Annotated in this window: 15 protein-coding genes, 1 tRNA gene and 1 pseudogene; 7 read left to right on the top strand and 10 right to left on the bottom strand. The window is 32.2% G+C overall.

Annotation, left to right across the window (positions count from 1 at the left end; genetic code table 11):
• Positions 1–167: 167 nt before the first annotated feature.
• Positions 168–2,918 (bottom strand): aminopeptidase, encoded by a 2,751-nt coding sequence (locus tag FLV_RS19035; RefSeq protein ID WP_243236346.1) that lies wholly within the window; start codon positions 2,916–2,918, stop codon positions 168–170.
• Positions 2,919–3,207: 289 nt separating this feature from the next.
• The gene (locus tag FLV_RS19030) at positions 3,208–3,936 is read right to left on the bottom strand and encodes a TIGR00730 family Rossman fold protein (RefSeq protein WP_243236305.1); all 729 of its coding nucleotides are present in this window, start codon (positions 3,934–3,936) and stop codon (positions 3,208–3,210) included.
• Positions 3,937–5,103: 1,167 nt separating this feature from the next.
• Between FLV_RS19030 and FLV_RS19025 the strand changes: the two genes are divergently transcribed.
• The 5 genes from FLV_RS19025 (at position 5,104) to FLV_RS19005 (ending at position 10,301) form a co-directional block, all read left to right on the top strand.
• Positions 5,104–5,625: an RNA polymerase sigma factor gene (locus FLV_RS19025; protein ID WP_243236302.1), complete on the top strand. Its 522-nt coding sequence runs from the start codon at positions 5,104–5,106 to the stop codon at positions 5,623–5,625.
• Positions 5,626–5,671: 46 nt separating this feature from the next.
• Positions 5,672–5,887, top strand: a complete 216-nt coding sequence (locus FLV_RS19020; RefSeq protein WP_243236300.1) for a hypothetical protein — start codon at positions 5,672–5,674, stop codon at positions 5,885–5,887.
• A gap of 6 nt (positions 5,888–5,893) precedes the next feature.
• Positions 5,894–6,736, top strand: coding sequence for a FecR family protein (locus tag FLV_RS19015; RefSeq protein WP_243236299.1), 843 nt, complete (start codon positions 5,894–5,896; stop codon positions 6,734–6,736).
• A 102-nt stretch (positions 6,737–6,838) separates the two neighbouring features.
• Positions 6,839–9,457 carry a TonB-dependent receptor gene (locus FLV_RS19010; RefSeq protein ID WP_243236298.1) on the top strand — a complete coding sequence of 873 codons (2,619 nt, stop codon included), beginning with the start codon at positions 6,839–6,841 and terminating at the stop codon, positions 9,455–9,457.
• Positions 9,458–9,461: 4 nt separating this feature from the next.
• Positions 9,462–10,301: a DUF4249 domain-containing protein gene (locus FLV_RS19005; RefSeq protein WP_243236297.1), complete on the top strand. Its 840-nt coding sequence runs from the start codon at positions 9,462–9,464 to the stop codon at positions 10,299–10,301.
• Positions 10,302–10,524: 223 nt separating this feature from the next.
• Here the strand turns inward: FLV_RS19005 and FLV_RS19000 are convergent.
• Positions 10,525–10,596: transfer RNA gene (locus FLV_RS19000), tRNA-Glu, on the bottom strand.
• Positions 10,597–11,206: 610 nt separating this feature from the next.
• Here FLV_RS19000 and FLV_RS18995 point away from each other — a divergent pair.
• On the top strand, positions 11,207–11,962 hold the full coding sequence (locus FLV_RS18995) for a phosphatase PAP2 family protein (RefSeq protein WP_243236296.1): 756 nt from the start codon (positions 11,207–11,209) through the stop codon (positions 11,960–11,962).
• A gap of 202 nt (positions 11,963–12,164) precedes the next feature.
• Here FLV_RS18995 and FLV_RS18990 read toward each other — a convergent pair whose 3' ends face one another.
• The 6 genes from FLV_RS18990 to glmM form a co-directional block, all read right to left on the bottom strand.
• Positions 12,165–13,043: a diacylglycerol/lipid kinase family protein gene (locus FLV_RS18990; RefSeq protein ID WP_243236295.1), complete on the bottom strand. Its 879-nt coding sequence runs from the start codon at positions 13,041–13,043 to the stop codon at positions 12,165–12,167.
• 2 nt (positions 13,044–13,045) lie between these two features.
• Positions 13,046–15,004, bottom strand: a complete 1,959-nt coding sequence (locus FLV_RS18985) for an LTA synthase family protein (protein ID WP_243236294.1) — start codon at positions 15,002–15,004, stop codon at positions 13,046–13,048.
• Between the two features lie 74 nt (positions 15,005–15,078).
• Positions 15,079–17,490, bottom strand: coding sequence for a TonB-dependent receptor domain-containing protein (locus FLV_RS18980; RefSeq protein WP_243236293.1), 2,412 nt, complete (start codon positions 17,488–17,490; stop codon positions 15,079–15,081).
• A 69-nt stretch (positions 17,491–17,559) separates the two neighbouring features.
• The gene (locus tag FLV_RS18975; protein WP_243236292.1) at positions 17,560–18,825 is read right to left on the bottom strand and encodes a sensor histidine kinase; all 1,266 of its coding nucleotides are present in this window, start codon (positions 18,823–18,825) and stop codon (positions 17,560–17,562) included.
• Positions 18,818–19,495: a response regulator transcription factor gene (locus FLV_RS18970; RefSeq protein ID WP_243236291.1), complete on the bottom strand. Its 678-nt coding sequence runs from the start codon at positions 19,493–19,495 to the stop codon at positions 18,818–18,820. Before FLV_RS18970 ends, FLV_RS18975 begins: the two co-directional genes overlap by 8 nt.
• A gap of 461 nt (positions 19,496–19,956) precedes the next feature.
• Positions 19,957–21,330: a phosphoglucosamine mutase gene (glmM, locus tag FLV_RS18965; RefSeq protein WP_243236290.1), complete on the bottom strand. Its 1,374-nt coding sequence runs from the start codon at positions 21,328–21,330 to the stop codon at positions 19,957–19,959.
• A 366-nt stretch (positions 21,331–21,696) separates the two neighbouring features.
• Between glmM and FLV_RS18960 the strand changes: the two genes are divergently transcribed.
• Complete coding sequence (locus FLV_RS18960) at positions 21,697–22,347, top strand: sugar-binding protein (protein WP_243236289.1); 651 nt, start codon at positions 21,697–21,699, stop codon at positions 22,345–22,347.
• Between the two features lie 306 nt (positions 22,348–22,653).
• On the opposite strand, the pseudogene FLV_RS20060 reads toward FLV_RS18960, so the two are convergent.
• A pseudogene (locus FLV_RS20060) lies at positions 22,654–22,764 on the bottom strand (IS982 family transposase); the annotation flags it as partial.

The following is a 22,764-nucleotide window of genomic DNA, read 5'->3' as shown; positions in this document are numbered from 1 at the left end:
GGTTGCGAAATTACTCAAAATCTACCAATAATCATAATTCATTAAAATAAATATAATTTAATTATTTGTAGTTAAAATCTAAAAACTACGTATTTTTTTTGAGTAATTTTTATTAAAAATGACATTTTATTGGTAATAGTTTATGTTTTTGTTTAAAAAACGAATGATTAGAACCATTTTCGGGTGAAAAGATTGACTAATGTTTTGGGAGACAATGTGATAACAAATCTAACTTTTTCATTGTATTTATTTTGAGAAAATTCCCATCCGTTATTCGAATAAACAGGAAAATAAACTTCAAAATAGTCCGGTACAAGATTTAATCGGATACCGCTGTCATATACAAAATGTTCCTTTTGATGTTTGTTTTTGGTAAAACCAAGATCCCCATAGGCTTCAATCCAGTTCCATATCGAATAACTTGCATTAAAAGTAGTCATCCATTGATTGGCATATCTTGGTTCAAGCATAGATTTAAATCCTCCTTCAGCAATCACGTATTGCTGGCTGAAAAAACCTGTACTTTCTGATCTTCCGTAAAAATTGTAGTCAAATAAATAATCGGTAGGACGATCTAAACCAAAGCTAAAATAATCTGAATCTGTTGTGTTGTATAAAAAACTTCCAATAAATAATCTCAAATTTAATTTACGATTATTTTCAAACAGCCTTCTGTATTCAATTTCTCCGGCCAGTTTTCCAAAATCTCCTGAAAACTGCACATCAGTCATAAAATTAAAATGGTTAATCAATTCGGTTTTGGTATTCATGTACCGAAGATTAAACACAGAATAATTTGGACTGGAATTGTCGGTTATGTATGTACTTGCTTCCCGATTTACAATTACCTGACGTGCAATGATAAATTGTTTTCGGTTGTCTCGAAAATCTTCTTCCCGAATTCGAAACTGTACCATCGGGTTTAGTCTGAAATAGGTGGCATCCGGTGCATAATGAAAATAATTCTGACTTATAGAATATCTGATGTTATATAGTCTGCTGTCACGAAAATAATGATTTAAGGAAAAAGCGGATGAGCTCGAAAAGGTTCCGGCCTTAATAGAATAAGAAGGGTTGATATCAAATGTAAACGGTTTGTCTAATATTGTTTTGTTATGAAAACGAATGCCGGGAGCAAACCCGTCATAATAATTATAAGCAACAGTTGGGACATATAATATTTGATTGTAATATGGATCTTCTAAATCTTTAGCAAAATTAAATTTGACAGGGCGATTTGTAATTACCAGACTTTTTAATGATTTCCAGTTGTTGCGCTGATTGTATTCCGGAACTTCGTTATCGTAATTCAAAACAATTTTATCCGCATTTTTTCTTTCGAAAATATATACAGAATCATTGTTTTTAGGCTCAATCCATTGTTTAAAAACGATGTTGTTCTTTTTGAGTCCGTAAACAGAAACAGGGACAAAAGTTTCTGTTTTGTTTTTTATAGAAAACTGTATGCTGTCTTTGGTTTTTGAAACATCAGAAAATTTGTAATCGATAATATCTCTGGAATCAATAATCGTTTTAAAAAACCAGTCAATTTTTTTCGGACTGTTTTTAGTTATTATTTCTTCAAAATCATTTCGGTCAGTTTGTTGTGTTTTGTTTAGCTTATAAAATTCCTGAACACTTTCGGGCATGATATTATGGTTCAAATAATTATCCAGATAACTCAGACTTAAACCTGCTCGATATTTACTGGCAATCTGTTCGTTAAATTTTATAAGTGCGTTTTTGGGTTCTCCCAAAGGCTGATCCAGGTTTTTTCGGGCCATCAGCATATAGTAATAGCTGTATTGTTCGTTAAATGTCAGATTGGTAATGTTGAAACTTTTAAAGAGTTTCATTTCCGAAAGCCTGCCCAGCATCTTTTGATCTTTATGGTTTTCTTCCATGAATTTCATCATCGTATAGATCTGGATTCCGTCATAAATCCAGTTGTCTTTTCGCGGATCCAGGCGAAGGCTATATTGAAGATAATTGTTTAAATAGGTTTTTAAGAAAGTAATTTCAAACAGGAACTCATCCGAAAACGGACTGATAAACGATGGCAGCTGATTAAGACCGTAAAAAGGATTCCGGTCATAATCTGCCTGAGAAACGGTAATTTTTTTATGCGGGTATTTTCCAATGAAATCATTAGAAAAAGTGATTACCCTGTTGATAATTAAGGCTTTTTGTATCTCGTTCAGCCTTTTGTTTTTTAAGTTTGAAAGCACTTCCAGTTCTCCGTTATTATAACTGTTGAAGGTGTTTTGTTTTTCAATAAATACATTAAAATCGGTTCTGCTGCTTCCTGAAAAAAGATAAGTGCTGAATGCTGGAGAAGAAGTGTCTTTAGAAACAGAATCCAAATCTGTGGTAATGGTATATGAATTTGGAATTTTAATTTGTAATTCATAATCAGTTACAGCATTTGCAATATCATCCAGATTGTAATTATGGTGTTTTATAAAATGATGATTTTCAAAACGGGCAGGACTCAAGAACCAGTTTCTTAAAGTCATTCCGCCATTTTGAGTATAACCGTAACGAGTAAATTTATCGCTTGGAATTTTAGAAATATAAGTAAGATGTAAATCAATTTTACTGTTAGGTGGTAGTTTGTTTTTTAGTTTGATTACAATAAAATCAGGATTGTCACTGGTTCTTTGCCATTCCAGAGCCATAAACTGAGCATCTGTGAGTTCAAGAACTGTTGTATTTCCGCGTTCTTCGGGTTTGGCCAGATGAAAACCTTTGTAAAATTCATCTGAAAAGCGAAGTGCCAGTGGTGTGTTTTTATCAGAGAAAGCATTATTCCAGTCATTTAAAACAATAGAATCCAAAGAATCGTTTGAAGTATTGTGATAAATAATATCCTGTTTTACATGCAGGGTTTTTAGTTCAGCATTAACCGCCACCTCCATCTTAGACTGATGTTGTGCATATTGTTTTAATGAGCACATTAAAACAAAAACGAAGAGAATAATTTTAAAAAACGATTTCAATGATGGCTTTAAATTTAAGATATGACTTAAGTTACGGATATATGACTATATTGGTTTTATTGTAAAAATAGTATAAAAAAAGCTGTTTAAAAAACAGCTCTCATTTTTTGTAATTTCACCATATAAGTGATTTAAGAAAATATAAGTTTTTTTACTTTACAAGGTTCACATTTAAATGAACTTATATTACTTATATGGTAGAAAAATATTAAAAGTTCGGACTTAAATCGTATTTCTTGTAGAATTTGTCAAGAGCGTCAACCACTTCATCCTCAGTGTCTACGATCTTGAATAAGTTTAAGTCATCAGGGCTTACCGTTTGCATTTTCTCAACCAGAACTGTTTTTACCCATTCGATTAATCCTGACCAAAATTCAACACCTACTAATATAATTGGGAATTTGCCAATTTTTTTAGTCTGAATCAGGGTAATGGCTTCAAACATTTCGTCTAAAGTTCCAAATCCTCCCGGCATTACTACGAATCCTTGCGAATATTTTACAAACATTACTTTTCGGACAAAGAAGTAATCAAAATTCAGGTTTTTATCATGATCGATATACGGATTGAAATGCTGCTCAAATGGTAATTCGATATTTAAACCAACAGAAGTTCCTCCGCCTAAATGCGCACCTTTATTTCCGGCTTCCATAATTCCGGGGCCTCCGCCTGTAATGACGCCGTAACCTGCTTTACTAATTTTATAGGCAATTTTTTCGGCCAGTAAGTAATATTTGTCATCCGGTTTTGTCCTTGCTGATCCAAAAATAGATACACACGGACCAATACGCCCCATGCTTTCGTATCCGTTTACAAATTCGGCCATGATTTTAAAAATTGCCCAACTGTCATTGGTTCTGATTTCATTCCACGTTTTTTGTTTCAAACGATCCTGAATTACTTTATCCTCATCATTATCAAAATCTTCTAATCTCATTTTGCTTTTTTATTTTAAATTTTATTATTTCAATGTAAAAGTTTAGATTTTTTACGGTGTTATATTAGAAAACAACAGCTTTGACATGTTTCAGAACATTGACAAAGCTGTTGTACTAAATTAACTCTTTTTTTTAAAATTGTTATAAAAATCGAGTGTTTATTCCTTTAAATATAAATCTGTTCTTTCTAACTGTTTTGTTTTTATGGTTTTATGAAAAAAATAAACTGATATTTTTGATTGTTTTTTCAAGAGTTTTTTTTCTTAAAAGTCAATTTCGTTTAAAAAAAGCCTACTGTCAGATATTACGTAGGAGACGAATAAAAGGTTTAGAAAAAAGGAAGTGTAGAAAAACACCTATATTATTTAGATGGTTAAATTTTGAATTATAAAGGTATCAATTTAAAATGCGCTATTATGCATTTTGTTTAATTGATTAAAAAAATGGATTTGATTATAAAAGTATAAAAATCAGGAGTGAAACATCATTTGCAACTTAAGGAATTGATGTCATCCTGAGCGGATTAGAAGGGTTTTGAACACGAAAGGGCTTCAACTAAGTTTATCCTGAGCGAAGCCGAAGTGGCTTATCCTGACACTTATTTTTAATTTCACCAAACGTATTAAGTAAATATAAATATCATTTTGGGTTATTAATTCTAAATTGGAAATTTATTGTTATTACAAGTTTAGATTTTAGATTAAGGAGATTTTTTTGAGTTGATTTTGAATGAAAAAGAATAAACGACAATCAGTAATAAGATAGGATTCAATGTTTTTCCAAAAACGTTTCCAGTGAATTGAATTTCTCTCATTAAAGATTATCGTTTTCTTGTATATACGTTTGAACATACTTTTTAGTTTTTGAAAACAGTTTCAAATTTAGGATTAAATTTTAAAAAAAAATATTAAAATGTAAGATTTTTATTTTTAATTTTTAATAAAAAATAAGTTTTATCTAAGAAAAGCTATAGCTCGCCTGAAGTATTACTTGTAAGTCTTGTATTTTCAATATCCGAAAAATAATTTTCGTATAAATATTTCAGAATAATTTTCTGTTCTTTGTATTGTGTTTTAAGCTGCTTTAGAAAAATTACAGGAACCTTAAATAGTAGCGTGCAATATTATTTTAGACATTGAGTTAGGTTTTATTATCATGTTTACGTTATGGACAACAGAAAGTTTATTTTAAGTTTAAAAAAAGGCGATGAGGATTCGTTTAAGCAGGCTTATTTAAATTATTATGATAAACTGATAAACATTGCTAAACGATTTAATTTTACAGTTCTCACGCCCCAGGATTTTGTTCAGGAAACTTTTTTAAGACTTTATAATAAAAAAGAATTGCTTAATGAAGATGTTTTGTTTGATAAACAATTGTTTACAATATGCAAGAACATCATAATTAATCATGTTAACCGCGAAAATAAAATTATACAGCTCGATCCTTCACAATTTCAGCCTGAACAGGAAGATACGGAAACAGGAATTTTTGAAGAAAGACAGGAAAAACTACAAAATTTCATAAATCAGCTTCCTGAGCAGCAGCAAAAAATTTTTACTTTACATAAACTGGAAAATCTTAGCTATAAGGAGATTGCAGCAATTACGGATCTTTCCGAAAAGACAATTGCCAATCATATTTACCTCGCCAGTAAATTTATTCGAAAAAAAGTCGAAAACGATTAGGAACTTTTTTATCCTCGTTTGTTATATATAAAAACGAGAACAAAAAATGCATATCGAAGCGTATAAAACGAATGTGAGAACAAAGAAAGATGCAAGCCTGCTTGTAACTCTTTTGCAATTCATCATTTCTGATTGTATCATCAATTTTGATTTTAAAAACCGCGAAAGAATTCTTAAGATCGAAACCAACAGAGATATTCAGGAAATGGTGTACGGTGTTTTTTCTAAACAAGGATTTTATTGTAAAAAACTTAACCCATAAAAGGTCATGGATAAAGAAAAACTGGACAAGGAATTTGAAAAATTATGGAACGAAATTCCACTTTTGCATTCAGACAGCGAAAAAGAAGCTTCGTGGAAACAATTTCAAACTAAAACCTTTGCTGTTAAAAAGCCAAAGTTTAAAATTTGGCGCTACGTATCAGCCGCAGCTGTTCTTATTTTTATGCTGATAGGAACTGGTATTTATTTTAACAGAAGCCCATTACAGGATAAATTTTATCTTACTTCAAATGTAATTGAAAATAGAACTTTAACAGTAAAAACTGTTTTCTTGCCAGACAGTTCTAAAGTAGAATTAAGTCCGAAATCTAAAATTACTTATGCCAATAATTTTGAAAACAACAGAAAAATTGAAATTGATGGTGAAGCTTGTTTTAAGGTAAAAAAAGACAAAAAACATCCTTTTCAGGTTTTTTGCAATGAAACGACAACTACTGTGTTAGGGACTAGTTTTACGGTTCAGGGAAATGTACAAAAAGGAGTGACCGTTGCTCTTTACGAAGGAAGTGTCCAAATGAATGTAAAAGCCCAGGATAAAAAATGGATACTAAAACCGGGTGAAAAATTTATGTACGGAAACAACATTGCCGAGGTAGCCGAATTTAACAGGTTTACTGATTTTGAAAATGAAAAACTGAGTGTTGTTAGTGATTATATTATGGCTAATTATGGGTACAAAATGACTATCCCAAAGGAATACGATCATCAGCGTATTACAATCCGAATCAATAAAAAAGAAGATTTAAAAACAATTGTGCAATTAATATCAGAAATGTATAACCTAAACTTTGAAATAAATGAAGCTTTAAAACAGATTACTTTTCGATAGAAAAGAAAAAGGATGCACTAGCCGCGAAACTAAACATCCTTCTCAGAGTCAGGGTAGTATAGCACTATCCCGTTTAATAATAATTCAAAAATACAAAATTTCATGAAGCATATAATTTCAGCATGCTTTTTTTTATTCAGTTTATGTATATTCTCTCAAAATGTGACTGTAACTGTAGATCAAAACATGACACTAAAAGAAGTGTTTAAGCAAATTGAGGGTCAAACAGATTTTAAGTTTGCCTTTACGGATCAGATTAATACAAGTCAAAAGTATTTTAATCAAAATAACACTTATAAAAATATCGAAATAAAAGCACTTATCAATGAGCTTAACAAGAACACTTCGATTCAGTTTTCAATTGTCGGAAATAATATTTTCGTAAAGCAGAAAAACGCTAAAGCAGCTACAGCCAAAAAAAAAAGTAAGTTAACCGGTCAGGTTTTAGACGAGAACAAAGAGCCTGTTATTGGTGCCAATATTTTTATCAAAGAACTGGAAAGAGGTGTTACGACTGACGCAGACGGAAAGTTTTCAATAGAATTGAATAAAGGGACTTATACAATTATCGTTAGTTATGTTGGTTTTAAAAATGGAGAAAAACTAATAACAATTTCTGATGATGAAAGAATAAACTTTGTTATGGATGCCGATAGCCAGCAGCTGGAACAGGTAATTATTACCAACACCAAAGCAGTTGATGTGAGAAATACTCAGATGAGTGTTAATAAGCTTAACATGGAAGATATTAAGAAGATTCCGGCTGCAATGGGCGAGCCGGATCCCTTAAAATCACTACTGACACTGCCCGGTGTTACCAATGCAGGCGAAGCTTCGTCTGGCTTTAATGTCCGTGGTGGAGCAGCTGATCAGAACCTGATTTTACTGGACGGTGCACCCGTTTTTGGAGATTCGCATATGTTTGGTTTTTTCTCTGTTTTTAATGCCGACATGATGAGTAGTTTAGATTTATACAAAGGAGGTATTCCTTCTAAATTTGGAGGAAGGGTTTCTTCTGTTCTTGATGTAAACCAACAAACAGGAGATCTTGAAAATTATAAGGTAAATGGAGGAATAGGCTTAATTTCAAGTCGCCTTTTGGTACAGGGACCTATAAAAAAAGGCAAAGGTTCTTTTATAATTGGTGGTCGTACAACATATGTAAATATGTTTTTAAAATTAACCGATCTCAAGGCTGGTATTAGTTTTTATGATCTAAATGCTAAATTTAATTATCGCCTTAATGAAAACAATACAGTTAGTTTTTCTGGTTATTTAGGAAATGACGTTATTCGCCTAAATAATCTGGTAGACATTCAATTTGGAAATACGATGGGAATTGTTAACTGGAAGCATAAATTCTCAGATGATTTAAATACCAACTTATCCGTTTTCTACAGTGATTACAAGTTTAACCTTAACCTGGATTTTCAGGAGTTCAAATGGAAGAACACTGTTCAAACTTATGGTTTAAAATACAATTGGAATCAGTCGGTTACTCAAAACTTTAAACTGAATTACGGACTTGAAGGTACTTATTATAATTTTAATCCCGGAACAGTGCAGCCTACCAGTTCAGATTCACAGTATAATTACCAACAGTTGGATAAAAAATATTCTTTTGAATCTGCTGCTTACCTGGACTTTGAACATCAGATTACCGAGAAATTGAATCTGCGATACGGACTTCGCTACAGTTTATTCTATCGCTTGGGTAGCGAAGAAATAAGTACTTATACTGATGGGCAATCAGTAGTATACAATCCAAAATACAATATCTATGAGGAAGGTACTCCAACGGGAACCATATCTTATAAAAGTGGCGAAACCATAAGTAAATTTGACAATTTTGAACCAAGGGCTGCGTTGTCATACGCTTTTACCGAAGAAGCATCTGTAAAAGCAAGTTATAACAGAATGGCACAATACATTCATATGTTATCCAACACGCAATCGCCTTTGCCAATGAATCTCTGGACACCCAGCGGTCCTTTTATGAAACCACAATTACTGGATCAATATGCGATAGGATATTTTCAGAATATAAAAGATCGTGATTATTCTTTTGAAGGTGAATTGTTTTATAAAAAAAATCAAAATCGTATTGATTATGTTGACGGAGCCAATTTGCTGGCTAATAATAATATAGAGCAGGTAATCCTGAGTGGTAAAGCCAGATCGTATGGTATGGAATTATTGTTCAGAAAAAATACTGGCCGCTTTAATGGCTGGGTTTCTTATACTTTGTCAAGAGCAGAGCAAAAAACTCCGGGAAGAACTCCTGAAGAGCCAGGAATTGCAAACGGCAATTGGTATTTATCAGGGTATGATAAATTACATAACTTAAACGTTGTGGCTACTTATGAACGAAGCGCAAAGTGGTCATATAATGCTAATTTTTCATTACAATCTGGTCAGCCTGTTACCTATGCTAATGGATATTATGACTTTGCTGGGTTAAACGTACCGAATTTTTCATTACGAAATGGAAATCGGCTTCCTCTTTACCATCACTTAGATTTAGCCGCAACTTATACGCCTAAACCAGATAAAAAGAAGGGATGGCAAAGCTATTGGGTATTTAGCATTTACAATATTTACAATAGAAAAAATGCTGCTTCGATAACATTTGCCACAAATGAGGATACAGGACAAAATGAAACCAAAAAACTATCAATTTACGGATTAGTTCCAGGGGTTTCTTATAATTTTAAATTTTAAAAATATGAATAAAGCAGCAAAAAATAATTTTAAAAGTAAAGTACTACTCTTATGCAGTTTTCTTTTTATTTTATTGCTATCCTCTTGTGAAGAGGTGGTAAATCTTGATCTTGAAACAGGCGAAGCTAAAATAGTAATTGATGCTGAAATCATTTGGAATAAAGATACCGACGGAAAGGTACAAACCATAAAAATAAGCAAAATGGCTCCTTATTATAATACCAGTACACCAAAAGTTTCGGGAGCGCAGGTACGTGTTGAAAACAGTGAAGGTACTGTTTTTACTTTTACAGAAACAGAACCGGGTTTTTATGTTTGTAATGATTTCGTCCCGGTACTAAATATGGAGTACACTCTTTTTGTTGAGGCTGAAGGAAAAAGTTTTACTGCTGTAGAAAAAATGACTCCTGTAACACCAATTAAGAGAATAGAACAAGAATACAGACCAGACATATCAGGTCCGGACTTATTGGTACTCTCCATCTTTTATGACGATCCGGCTGATCAGCAAAATTTTTACCTTTCGTATTTTACAACCGATTTTTTGAAAATTCCTTACACTTTAATGTCAAATGATGATTTGTATAACGGAAACGAAATAACGGACGAATTTTCAGATACAGATTTAAAACCGGGAAAAACGGTTCAAATCGTGCATCGTGGAATTTCAAAAAACGTTTATAACTATATGAATCTAATTTTTGAAGCATCAAGTGCAAATCCTTTTGGTACAACACCTGGTAATATTAGAGGGAATATTGTCAACACTAACGATACAAAAGATTTTGCGTTAGGATATTTTAGGCTTTGTGAAGCTAATAGTGTTTCGTATACGATGAAATAGAATTCAGTCGAAATTTGATTTGTTATTACATCTGCCATTAAAATATTTTATTGGCAGATGTATGCTTTTATAATGTGTTCTAACATTTGACTACATTATTTTCTGAAGGAGATAGTGTATGTTAATATTCCTGTTTTTGTCTTCTACTAAAATATATAAGAGTATTGTAAAACCTTGATTTTAGGGTATAAAAAAAGAGAACTCAAATAAGTTCTCTTTGTAGTAGTCCGTGGGGGAATCGAACCCCCCTTACCAGGATGAAAACCTGGCGTCCTAACCGATAGACGAACGGACCTGCTTTGTTAATTCGGGTGCAAAAGTGCAATTAATTTTGCAATACACAAAAGATTTTTTGAAAAAAAAATCAATTATTTTTAAAACATCACATTTATAGATAGTTAACTTCAATGAGGCTTGTTTGTTCATAATTCTGTGGCAATCGCATCGAGTTTCGGCTTAATTTCAAATTAAAAAGAAGTGTTTTTAACAAAGTTATTTAAGAGTAAACCGTTGGCAGAAATTAAAAATAAATGTCAGGCTTAGTCCATTCGTCTTCGCTCAGGATAAACTTAGTTGAAGCTCTTTCGTTTTCAAAAGCCTTCGACTCCGCTCAGGATGACATCAAATTCTTAAGTTATAAATGATGATTTACTTCAGATTTTATACTTTTTATAATCAAATCTTTTTTTTAATCAATTTCATCCAACGAGTTAAGGGCAGGTTGAATTTTGTCATATATTCTTTAAAACTTCAAAATAATTTCATTCTAAACTTCGAAATACAGAATTTATTCAAAATTGAGACTCAACTTTGTTTAAAATTTCTAAGCAAATTACATATTCACTATGGAGAAAAACTACGTTTATTTTTATTGAATGTTTTACTAATTTCTAATTTTCTCCACGATGTTAAAAACACTCTTCTTATTTTTTTTAGGCGGTACAATGATGTATTCACAAAGTGCGGTAAATGACAGTGTTGTTGTACAGGATACTGTGCATAATTTAAAATTTAATTATAAACAGCTTATAATACCGGGAGTTTTAATTGGCTATGGTTTTATAGGTTTGGAAAGCGATCAGTTAAAAAGTTATAACGCTGATATTAGGGAAGAAGTTAAGGAAGATATTGACCACAAAATCACGATTGATGATTTTTCTCAATATACACCTGCAGCTTCTGTTTATGCACTGAATGCCTTAGGAATTAAAGGGAAAAACAACTTAAAAGACAGATCCATCATTCTGGCCAGCTCTTATTTAATGATGAGTACAGCGGTTTTTGCCTTAAAAAGTATTACCAAAGTAGAAAGACCTGATGGAACATCTAATAATTCATTCCCATCAGGACATACGGCTAATGCGTTTGCAGGTGCTGAATTTTTATACCAGGAATACAAAGACCAGTCAATTTGGTACGGAATAAGCGGGTATCTTGTAGCCACAGGAACCGGATTATTCCGAATGTACAATAACAGACACTGGCTCACTGATGTGGTTGCGGCTGCCGGTATCGGAATATTAAGCACTAAGGCTGCTTACTGGATTTTTCCTTATGTAAAAAATAAAATTTTTCCATCAAAAGAAAACAGAGTATCTTCTATGCTTATGCCGTTTTATAATGGAAAACAGGCGGGATGTGGCTTGGTGGTGCAGTTTTAAATTATCTTCAAAAATAAAATCTCTAAATAATTCTGGTTCTTCATCATAATTAATGGAAAATCAATTTTCGGCAGCTACGGATTTAGCGGATTTTTTTATGTTTCACTAAGAAAATTGTCTTTTTTGAAATCCACTGTTTTAGGCGATGGGCCATAATTCTTCAACAGAAGGGATTATTTAGAGATTAAAAATTCTAAAAAAATTAAGTCAATACTTTTAATCCAGTTGGAATTATACTAATCGTTATTATATTAGATTTTATATTGTGCTGCTCTCCGTCAATCTGGATATCTGTAAATGTTTTTAAAGGCATTTCAATGTGTAGTTCATCTACTAAATAGTGTTTTGCTTTCTTGAATTTTTCGATTGAATTTCGAAGCACATTAAATCCCAAAAGTAATTTCTCAATAAACGTCAGTTCAGGTATAATAACCATATCCAGTACGCCATCGCTAAGGCTTGCTTTTGGTGTCAGGCTCATGTTATAACCCATCTCATTTGAGTTGGATACAAACAGCATAAAAGGGTTAACTTTCAGTACTTGATCTCCAAAAGAAACAATCGCAGGCTGAACTTTGAATTCAAAACTTGATGATAGCGCTGCTTTTACATAAGAAGATAATGTTCTGTTGCCGGAGCGTTCGTATTTTTTTATGATTAAAGCATCAATACCAATTCCCATATTACTGAAAAAATATTGTTGGTTTATTTTTCCAACATCAATAGAAGTTGTTTTTCCCTGTTTAATAATAGCAATTGCTTTTTTAAAATCTCTTGGGATATTTAGATTTGATGCCAAACCATTTCCTGATCCTACAGGAATTATTCCCAAAATAATAGTTGTATTTACTAAGCAGGACGCCACTTCATTAATAGTACCATCTCCACCACAGGCAATAATATAGTCAGGTTTATTGGCTATCGCCGCTTTTGTCAATTCAACAGCATGCGATTTGTGTTTGGTATAATTTACTTCAACTTTGAATTCTCCGGAAGGAAAATGCTGAAGAATATAAGAGGCTGATAAATTATGCTTTCCGCTTCCTGAGATGGGATTAATAATAAAATGAATATATGTCATTATTATTTTAAAAGTTTATTTGTAAAAAGGTAATCGGCAGTCTGATACCATGAAATAGTCTCTTCCAGAAATGGCTGATTCATCGGTATTGATTTTAGTCTGTTATCCTTTTTGTTCCAAGTGTAAAATGCCTGCTTTTTCTGATCTGAGAGAATCATTACTTTTTCTTTTTTCATCATTACTAGCTTACGATACGTTCCCATAAAAGTGCGTTCTTCAAATTTTGGATCCAATACATTTTTTCCAAAAAAATCAGATTGGTAATTCCAATGGAAAAGCGAAAACAGAGTAGGCCAAAGATCAATCTGAGAACATTGTTTGTTTATTTTTTGATTGTATTCTTGTGGTAAGTTTACAATAAAAGCCGGAATATGATAATTAGCAACATCAATTTCGTCTTTTCCGGCACTGCTCGCACAATGATCAGCAATGATAACAAAAACAGTGTTTTTAAACCAAGGCTTCTGACTTGCTTTTTTGAATAATTCCCTTAAAGCAAAATCGGTATATTTTACAGCTCCCTGACGGCTCTTTCCAGAAGGAATATCAATTTTTCCTGAAGGATAGGTATAGGGTCTGTGGTTAGAAGTAGTCATTACAAAATTAAAGAAAGGCTTCTTAGACTGATATTGTAAATCGGCTACTTTAAGCATTTTGTTAAAGATGTCTTCATCACAAATTCCCCATGCATTTTCAAAAGTCACTTCATCGTCATTAATATTATTTCGGATTGTTTTGATCTGATCGCTTAAAACGCTTCCACGCCCGCGGTCATAGATGTTAAAACCATTTCCGCCAAAATAAGCATTCATATTGTCAAAGTACCCATCGCCTCCATAAAAGAAATTACAATCATAATTTCGTGATTTAAAAACGCTGCATACCGTATAGAGATTTTGATTTTCAGGTCTTTTTACAATAGATTGTCCTGGTGTTGGCGGAATGCAAAGCGTCACGGCTTCCATACCTCTAACAGTCCTTGTTCCTGTAGCATAAAGATTATTGAAAAAAATACTTTTCTGCGCCAAACTGTCCATAAAAGGGGTGATATTTTCTTTATTTCCAAATTCTTTAAGAAAGCTTCCGCTGAGACTTTCCACAAGTATAAAAACAACATTTTTGTTTTTTAAGGATGCTGTACTATCCGTAATGGTTCTGTGAATAGAATATCCTTTTGAATTGAATTTTGAGTTGGAATCTGCCAATTTACTTTTAATAATACCAAAGGCTTTCTCTTTATCAATAGAAGTATAGAAATCAACATATTTCATCTGGTTGTTTCTAAAGGCAGCAAAGAAAGAATAAATACCTGATTTTGAAATTTCAGAATTATAACGGTTTGAAGACCATTCTGCCTGATAGTTATGGATAAAAAATCCGAAAAAAAGTGCAATGGCAGCTGCAACAGAAAGAATTTTTATTCTTGCTTTTGGACAAGTTTTATAAGTAAAAGTATCCTTGAAGGCATTTCTTTTATAAAATATAAAAAGAAAGAAAAAAGTCAGAAACAATACACCGGAAATCAATAAAGGCAAAGGATAAGACTGCTGAATATTAGCGGCTACCTCATGGGTGTAAATTAGATAATCAACAGCAATAAAATTAAATCGGTTTTTAAATTCGTCCCAGAAAGTTAGTTCTGCAAAAAATGTAAACACCAATATAAAGGTGGTCAGTGCTGTAAAAAAGCAAACAAATATTTTATCAAATAAAGAGCCAATCCATCTGTTGGGTATGATTACATGATATACTATTCCTGCTAGAGAAATAAAAGTAATGGTTCCAATGTCAAAGAATAAACCGGTAAAAAATGTTCTGAATAAATCAATTATATTCCAGGAAACTTCGTCATATTGCCAGACAAAAAAGCATAATCTTAAGAATTGCGACAGGAGTAAAAACCATATTATAAAGTGAAACAACAACGAATATCTGCCGAATTTTGGAGGTAATGTAATCATAATAATTAAAATAAGTTCGCAAATTTTATAATCTAATTCTGAATTAAATCTGAATTTTGGCTTTATTAAGAAAATTAAAATTTATAGTTGTAGCCAAATCTAATTACCTGTGTTTCATAATAATCTTTAGTTTTGTAGTTAAATTCTATTCCTTTTATTTTTTTTTGTAATACTAATGTATTAAAAATATCTGTAGCATTTAAAAACACTTCACCTTTTCCTTTTTGAACAGTCTTTTTTAATCCCAAATCAACTGAAAATCTCGAATTTACTTTTCCCTGCGGAATAATGTCCGGAGCCAGATGTAGTATCGATAATTGTCCTTTTAGATTTTTGTTCAGCTGGAGCGTATTGTTCCATTTTAAGTTTCCGGATACAATCTCTTGTTCTTCTCCATGATAAGTACTTGGAGTTGGATATAAATTGGTTACTGTAAAAGCATCTATGGTGTTTTTATACAGATTCCCATTTATATTGAAAGAATACCAAGAAGTAATTTCTTTAGAATAAACAGCTTCAATTCCGAAAGAACTGCTTTCGTCTGCATTTTGAAATACATTATAAATAAGTGTACTGCCGGGAACAGTCGTAGCGATACGTATAATGGTTCCGTTTATGACTCTGTAATAAAAGGAAGAGGTAAAATATCCCTTTTCAAGATTTTTTTTATAGCCCACTTCAAAAGCACTGGTAAATTGAGGCCGAAGTCCGGGATTTCCAACTTTTATGATTTCGGCATCATCATACTTCGGAAAAATACGAATATCAACTTCACTTGGTCTGTCAACTCTTCGGTTATAAAAGGCTGTTATTTTATTTTGGTCGTCTATTTTATATCCAAAACGAACACTTGGAAAAGGTTCAGTATAATGATAACCATTACTTTTATAAGTAGGATGATTTGGATTTACATCATATTGTAATTTGACATACTCATAACGAAGTCCAACTTCTGCTTCGATTTTATTGGTTTCGTAGATGTAATTAGAATACAAAGCAGGGATTATTTCCTTGTAATTGGCCCATCCTCCGGCATTGGCATCAATAGGGGAGTTTTGTCCGGGAAAGAATTGCATGTTGGTTGGAATTTCTCTGTTTCTGAATTTAAAACCAGCTTCAAAACGGCCATATTTTAAAGGTTCGACATAATCAAAATTCACATCAATTACTTTTTCGTCTGAAAGTAATTTAAAAGAATCTTTTCCGGTAAAAGAAGGCATAATATTCGTGAAGAAATATTTTTCATCTTCTCTGTGATAGGTATAATTGATTCCGGCATTTAATTTATGACCAGCTTCCTTAAACTTGTGTTCATAAGAAGCACTTGCCATAACGGTTGTTTTAAGCTCATCTTCGAGAAACTGCCAAAGGCGCAGACGATCAGAATAATCCTGATTAAAGAACGGCTCATCTCCGTTATCGATAATTTTTTCGCTTCCAAAAAGTCCGGAAAAAGCAAATGTATTATGGTCGTTGTAATTCCAGTCTACTCCGGTTTTTAGAGTCGTAAAATGGGTATTACGATTGCGTACTGTTTGTTGGTTAATGATGGTTCCATCGTCATAAGTACGTGTTACAAACTCATTTTTATTGAGTGTTTCTGTATAAAGATAATCTGCCTGAACATAAGTATTTATTTTGTTTTTGCGATAGTTTAATGAAAATGACGGATTCATTTTTGGTGTCATCTGGTATTGAGGACGAATTGTTGGGAGGTTTGATTTTCGCTCCCAAAGTGCGCCGTATCCTGAACTGATTCCCACTTTACCATTCAGTCCTTCCTGTTTGTTTTTTTTATAAATAATATTGATGATTCCGGCATTTCCGTTAGCATCAAATTTGGAAGAAGGATTGTTAATGATTTCGATTTTTTCGATAGCAGATGCCGGAATATTATCCAAACCGGATTGATTTCCAAAACCGGTTAAGGCAGTTTGCTTTCCGTCAATCAGGATCATGACTTTATCATTTCCTCTTAACTGAACTTTCCCGTCATTTAAAGTAACTCCCGGAAGACTCTGCATAGATTGCAAAACCGATCCGCCGCTCTGGGTAATATTATCAGCAACAGAAAATACTTTTTTATCCATTTTTGAACTTACCTCAGCAGCTTTTGAATTTACTATAACTTCTGATAGCGCATTAATATCTTCTTCAATTTCGATAGTATTTAAATCCAGATATTCAGACAATGTACCTACAAATACTTTTTGTGTTTTTGTTTTATAACCAGTAAAAGTAATTTCAAGTAAATAGTTTCCGGAAGCGGTATTAGGAAGCGTAAAACGACCTTCTTCATTGGTAACTGTTCCTGAAATAAATTTTTGATTTGTGGCAGATTTTAAAACAATATTGGCATATAAAACAGTCTGTTTTGTGTTTTTGTCTTTTACAAGTCCCGAGACTGCTGCTGAATGGTTTTGTGCTGTTATGATGAAAGCTTTCATTGTAAGAAGTGAAAGCATTAGAATCATTTTTAATTTCATTGTACGGTGTTTTTAATAAATAAAATGCAGTACAAAGTTTAAAAGTGATTCTGTAGGAAGTCTGAATTTTTAAAATTTGACACTAAAACAGTGCAAATCATTATAAAAGGAGTAACTGATTTCCCAGTCGTTCAAATCAGCAATTTTTTTAATAATTGCCAAACCTAATCCGTTACCCTGAGAGGAAGGATTTAGTTTTGAAAAGCGATTAAATAACTTGTCAATTACCAATGGTTTTGGCTGACCTGTATTGAGAAAAGTAAGCACGTTATCATGTGTGCTGATGATTATTTTTCCATTTTTTTCATTGTGACGGATGGCATTAAGAAACAAATTATTAATTAATACTTCTGTCAAAGCAGGATTCCCGTTAATAGAAAGATTTGAAATAAATTCGGTTATAATCGTAAGGTTTTTTGCTTTGGCCTGTTCGGTAAAAAAATCCAGATGCTTTTTGATATAATCGTTAAGCAAAATGGTATTTTTTTCAAGATAAGTTTCATTGTCAATTTTAGAAAGCAGTAATAGGTTTTTATTTAGCCGGTTTAATCTCGAAACATCTTTGCTTAATGAGTCGACAAGATGAGATTGTTCCTTGTTTAATTCTAACTGTAATAAAGTATCTATTTTAGTCTGAAAAAGCGCTAATGGTGTTTGTAGTTCATGGGCGGCATTTTCTATAAATTCTCTTTGGCTTTTATATATGGCTGTATTTTTTTCAATAAGCTGTTCAAGACTTTTATTAAGTCGGTCAAATTCATCTATATCTGTGGAGATAAAATGTGGTGGTTTATTTTTATCAATTTCAAAATCGTGAATTTGATTTAGTGTATTATAAAAAGGTTTCCATAATTTTTTAGTTAATCTTTTTGAAATCCAAATGATTCCAATCAATAAAATGATAATGATAAACAGAAACATAATGGCTACACTAAAAACCATTCCTTCCATTTCTACCAGATTGCGTTTTTCTATGTAGGTATATTTTTTTCCGTTGATTTCGACAGGGGCGTATAAAACTCTAAAGGGTTCTTTTTCATTGGCTACAGGTTCAAAGATCATTTTGCCAACGATTGAGTCTTTTTTTACTCCCATATCAGCAACAATCCTGATATTGGGGTTGTATTTATTCCATGCGGCAATATCATTGGCAGTGTAATTTTGGTGGCTATCTTTAACAAAATCACCCTTATGAAAAAGCAGTACTTCATCAGTTTCATAAATGTAAAGCCATTGACAGGTATAATAAAATGCAGGTGCCGCTGTCAGCAATATGATAACAGCATAGGTAAGAAAGCTGTTGGTGGTTTTATGAAGCAGTTTTTTATTATTCATTTTCCCATTTATATCCTAGTCCATATACAGTTTTAATATAATCTCCGCCGCCGGCCTGGCTTAATTTCTTTTTAAGATTTTTAATATGCGCATATATAAAATCATGATTATCGAGCATATCGGCCATATCTCCTGATAGATGTTCCGCGATTGCAGCTTTTGATAAAACTTTATCTTTGTTACCTATTAAAAATAATAATAAATCAATTTCTTTTTTGGTAATGTCTAATTTCTGATTGTTTACGGTAACGGTTTTAGAGAAAATATCAATTACAATTTCATTGAAAATAATGCTGTTGTTGCCTTTGAAATTTTTACGTCGAATCAATGCCTGCATTCGTACCAAAAGTTCGGCTAAATGAAACGGCTTGGTAAGATAATCATCTGCGCCAAGATTAAAACCTTCAATACGGGTTTCTAAAGTTTCTTTGGCAGATATAACAATTACGCCTTCGGTTTTGTTTTTTCTTTTTAGTTCTCTTAATATATCAAAACCATCCCCATCGGGCAGCATAAGATCTAACAAGATGCAGTCATAATCGTAGTTGTCAATTTTATTTAAAGCCAAATCGTAGTTTTCGGCGGTTTCACACTGAACTCCGTTTGTTTTAAAATAATTTTTAATGCTTTGAGCAATTTCTTGCTCATCTTCGATAATTAAGATTTTCATAAGGCTAATTTACAAATGAATTTTGAAGAAAATCTGAATATTTGTTTAAACCTTAAAATGTTCCGGGAATAATTTTTTTAGAAAAATTCAGATATTCAGGAAATTAGAATTTTGAAGATTTACCTGATTTGAATTTTTAAATATCGAAGTGTTTTATTAATTTTTTTGCCCTAAGACAATTCGGAACCAAATATTTGAAAATATTGTTTGTTTTTGTTTTAAAAAAAAGTCTTAGAAATTTAAATTTCCAAGACTTTTGATTTGTTAATTTGTGAGTAAGGTTGAATTCTCCAACCATTTTATGGATGATTTGAAGATATTGAATGTACAAATAAATTAATTTTCAGGGTTCTAAAAACATTCAGTTACTGAGACTTAAAATCCAAACTTAAATACTTTTATAGAATCTAAGAAGTCACAGTTGAATAAGTTAGGAGTTTGTGATTAATTTAAACCACCATTTAAATTGCTAAATTGCTAATTTCTAATGCAATTGCTTTTGCCTGCTCATAAGTACCAGCTTCCGAATAAACACGTAAAATGGCTTCTGTGTTGGATTTTCTCAGATGAACCCAGCTGTTATCCATTTCGATTTTGATACCGTCTATTGTGTTGATTGTGTAATTGGAGTATCTATCTAATACTTTTTTCAAAATGGTTTCCATAGATAAATTGTCCGGAAGATCGATTTTGTGTTTGTACATAAAATACAATGGAAATTGTTCTTTCAATGCTGACAATGAAAGACCTGATTCAGCCATATAGCTTAATAAAAATCCGATTCCAACTAATGCATCCCTGCCATAATGCAGTTCAGGATAGATTACGCCACCGTTTCCTTCTCCGCCAATTATGGCATTCACTTCCTTCATTTTTTCGACAACATTTACTTCTCCTACGGCAGCGCTGTAATATTTTCCACCTCTTGCTTCTGTAATATCTTTTAGTGCACGGGTAGAGGATAAGTTAGAAACCGTATTTCCTTTTTGGTGTGATAACACATAATCTGAAACGGCCACTAAAGTATATTCCTCATTAAAAGGTTCTCCGTTTTCACAGATTACAACCAACCTGTCAACATCAGGATCTACGGCAATGCCAATATCAAAATTGCCTTCCTTCATTTTTTTGATTAAATCTCCTAAGTTTTCTGTTAACGGTTCAGGATTGTGGGCAAATTTACCTGTTGGTTCACAATGTAAAAGTTCAATCTGATCAATCCCGAGATTATTCAGTAATAAAGGAACTGCAATTCCTCCGGTCGAATTGACCGCATCAACAGCAATTTTAAATTTTCTTTTACTGATGGCTTCAGTGTTAATCAAAGGCAAGGCTTTAATTGCTTCAATATGATAGTTAAAATAATCATTATTTAGGCTGTAACTTCCCAAATTGTCTACATCGGTATATTGGTAATTTTCAGCTTCAATGCTTTCTAAAATAACAGTTATGTCTTTGGCAGAAATAAATTCGCCTTTTTCGTTCAATAATTTTAAGGCATTCCATTCCTTAGGATTATGACTGGCGGTTAAAATAATTCCACCCAAAGCTTTTTCGGCAACCACCGCCATTTCTACTGTTGGTGTTGTGGATAATCCTAAATCAACAACATCCAGTCCCATCAGATGCAAAGTACCGCTTACAATTTTAGAAACTGTTTCTCCCGAAATTCGGGCATCACGGCCAATTACTATTTTTTTAGTTGCAGTGTCTTTTGTTTTTAGCCAATACCCAAAAGCGGCTGTAAAAGATACAATGTCGTTTGGTGTAAAGCCATTTCCTGCAGCTCCGCCAATGGTTCCTCTTATTCCCGAGATGGATTTTATTAAAGTCATAATTAATATTTTTTTGTATTAAAATAATTGTGTTTTTGCTGATTATTGGTGTAGTTGTTTCGATGATAAGATGATCCTGTTTTTAATATTTTTCATGGTTTAAAGCTGAATTTAAACATGAGAGCAAATTTTAAATTTTATAAACAAAAACAAGAGTTTGAAATAAAATTTGAAACCAAATAATTAAATGTAAATAACTGATAATAAATTATTTGTTTTTTTAATTATTGATTTTTATAAGCTTTTATGTGACAAAAGTAGCGATACACTATAAAAAAAACAAGCAATTGTATTAAAAATGTTCTCGAGCACACTATATTTGTAAAAAATAAATCCGGACAAATATTCTAGAATAAATTGCGCATTATGGAAAATGAAAATAATATTTATAAAGTCAATCTGATTAATAAAGAAGAATTAAAAATCACCGGAAAAGGGGAGAGTGATGTCTGGAGGAAATCAGAAGTTTTAAGCCGGTTTATTTCGCCATGGGATTCAGAGGAACCTTCAAAAATTGAATTTAGGGCATTATATGATGGAGCTAATTTCTTTTTTTGCTTTACTGTTTTTGACTCAGAAATTCATATTGATACAACAGATGATACAGCAGACAGTATTAATAACTCAGACCGAGTTGAACTTTTTTTCAGACCAGATGATGCATTAAATCCCTACTACTGTTTAGAAATAGATACTCAGGCAAGAATAATGGATTTTATAGCGTATCCAAATAAAAATTTCGATTTTAACTGGAATTGGCCAAAGGATGATATTAGGATCAAATCATCAAAAAATGATAGCAGTTTTACTGTAGAAGGAGCTATCAGTCTGGATTCTTTAAACAAATTAAATTTGATTAAAGGAAATAAAATAGAAGCAGGTGTTTTTAGGGCAAAATACAATTCTAAAGATAATGTCAATTTTGAACCTGTCTGGATTACCTGGGTTAATCCTGAAACGGAAACCCCAAATTTTCATACAGCATCTTCTTTTGGGGTATTCCATCTAAAGGACTAATAATAAAAACGTCAGTTCGAGTTTTTTTTGTGCAGAGAAACGGAACAAAAAATGTATCGAGAACCGTTTTTAATGATAATTTTTCTGTTCTCGATACAATCCCGATGAAAATCGGGATCACTACCTATGACGTTTTTATTAAAAAATAGTTCTCGATACAAATTTTCTGAAAAAGCTATTGCATTTTCAGAAAATTCACTCGAACTGACGAGAGGTTGCAACGTCATTTTATATTGCTTTTTTTCTAAAAAAATTAAACCTCGAACTGACGAAAAATGATCATCAAAAACTAATTAATTCAAGTTGCTAGTTAATGGATTTATTTAATTGTAGCCCAAATACAAATAAAGTTAGCTTTATTAGAAAACCTTGAATTGTAACTGCGTGTATTGTTCTTGGAAACATTTTCTTGATGTC

Origin of the sequence: Flavobacterium pectinovorum, from assembly GCF_022802975.1 — a bacterium.
Classification (GTDB): Bacteria; Bacteroidota; Bacteroidia; order Flavobacteriales; family Flavobacteriaceae; genus Flavobacterium; species Flavobacterium pectinovorum_B.
This window is presented reverse-complemented; position numbering and strand designations above follow the sequence as displayed.

Excerpts from the sequence above, each read along its gene's own strand:
- FLV_RS19035 (WP_243236346.1), bottom strand. The coding sequence starts at position 2,918 with ATGGAGGTGGCGGTTAATGCTGAACTAAAAACCCTGCATGTAAAACAG.
- FLV_RS19030 (WP_243236305.1), bottom strand. The coding sequence starts at position 3,936 with ATGAGATTAGAAGATTTTGATAATGATGAGGATAAAGTAATTCAGGAT.
- FLV_RS19025 (WP_243236302.1), top strand. The coding sequence starts at position 5,104 with ATGGACAACAGAAAGTTTATTTTAAGTTTAAAAAAAGGCGATGAGGAT.
- FLV_RS19020 (WP_243236300.1), top strand. The coding sequence starts at position 5,672 with ATGCATATCGAAGCGTATAAAACGAATGTGAGAACAAAGAAAGATGCA.
- FLV_RS19015 (WP_243236299.1), top strand. The coding sequence starts at position 5,894 with ATGGATAAAGAAAAACTGGACAAGGAATTTGAAAAATTATGGAACGAA.
- FLV_RS19010 (WP_243236298.1), top strand. The coding sequence starts at position 6,839 with ATGAAGCATATAATTTCAGCATGCTTTTTTTTATTCAGTTTATGTATA.
- FLV_RS19005 (WP_243236297.1), top strand. The coding sequence starts at position 9,462 with ATGAATAAAGCAGCAAAAAATAATTTTAAAAGTAAAGTACTACTCTTA.
- FLV_RS18995 (WP_243236296.1), top strand. The coding sequence starts at position 11,207 with ATGTTAAAAACACTCTTCTTATTTTTTTTAGGCGGTACAATGATGTAT.
- FLV_RS18990 (WP_243236295.1), bottom strand. The coding sequence starts at position 13,043 with ATGACATATATTCATTTTATTATTAATCCCATCTCAGGAAGCGGAAAG.
- FLV_RS18985 (WP_243236294.1), bottom strand. The coding sequence starts at position 15,004 with ATGATTACATTACCTCCAAAATTCGGCAGATATTCGTTGTTGTTTCAC.
- FLV_RS18980 (WP_243236293.1), bottom strand. The coding sequence starts at position 17,490 with ATGAAATTAAAAATGATTCTAATGCTTTCACTTCTTACAATGAAAGCT.
- FLV_RS18975 (WP_243236292.1), bottom strand. The coding sequence starts at position 18,825 with ATGAATAATAAAAAACTGCTTCATAAAACCACCAACAGCTTTCTTACC.
- FLV_RS18970 (WP_243236291.1), bottom strand. The coding sequence starts at position 19,495 with ATGAAAATCTTAATTATCGAAGATGAGCAAGAAATTGCTCAAAGCATT.
- glmM (WP_243236290.1), bottom strand. The coding sequence starts at position 21,330 with ATGACTTTAATAAAATCCATCTCGGGAATAAGAGGAACCATTGGCGGA.
- FLV_RS18960 (WP_243236289.1), top strand. The coding sequence starts at position 21,697 with ATGGAAAATGAAAATAATATTTATAAAGTCAATCTGATTAATAAAGAA.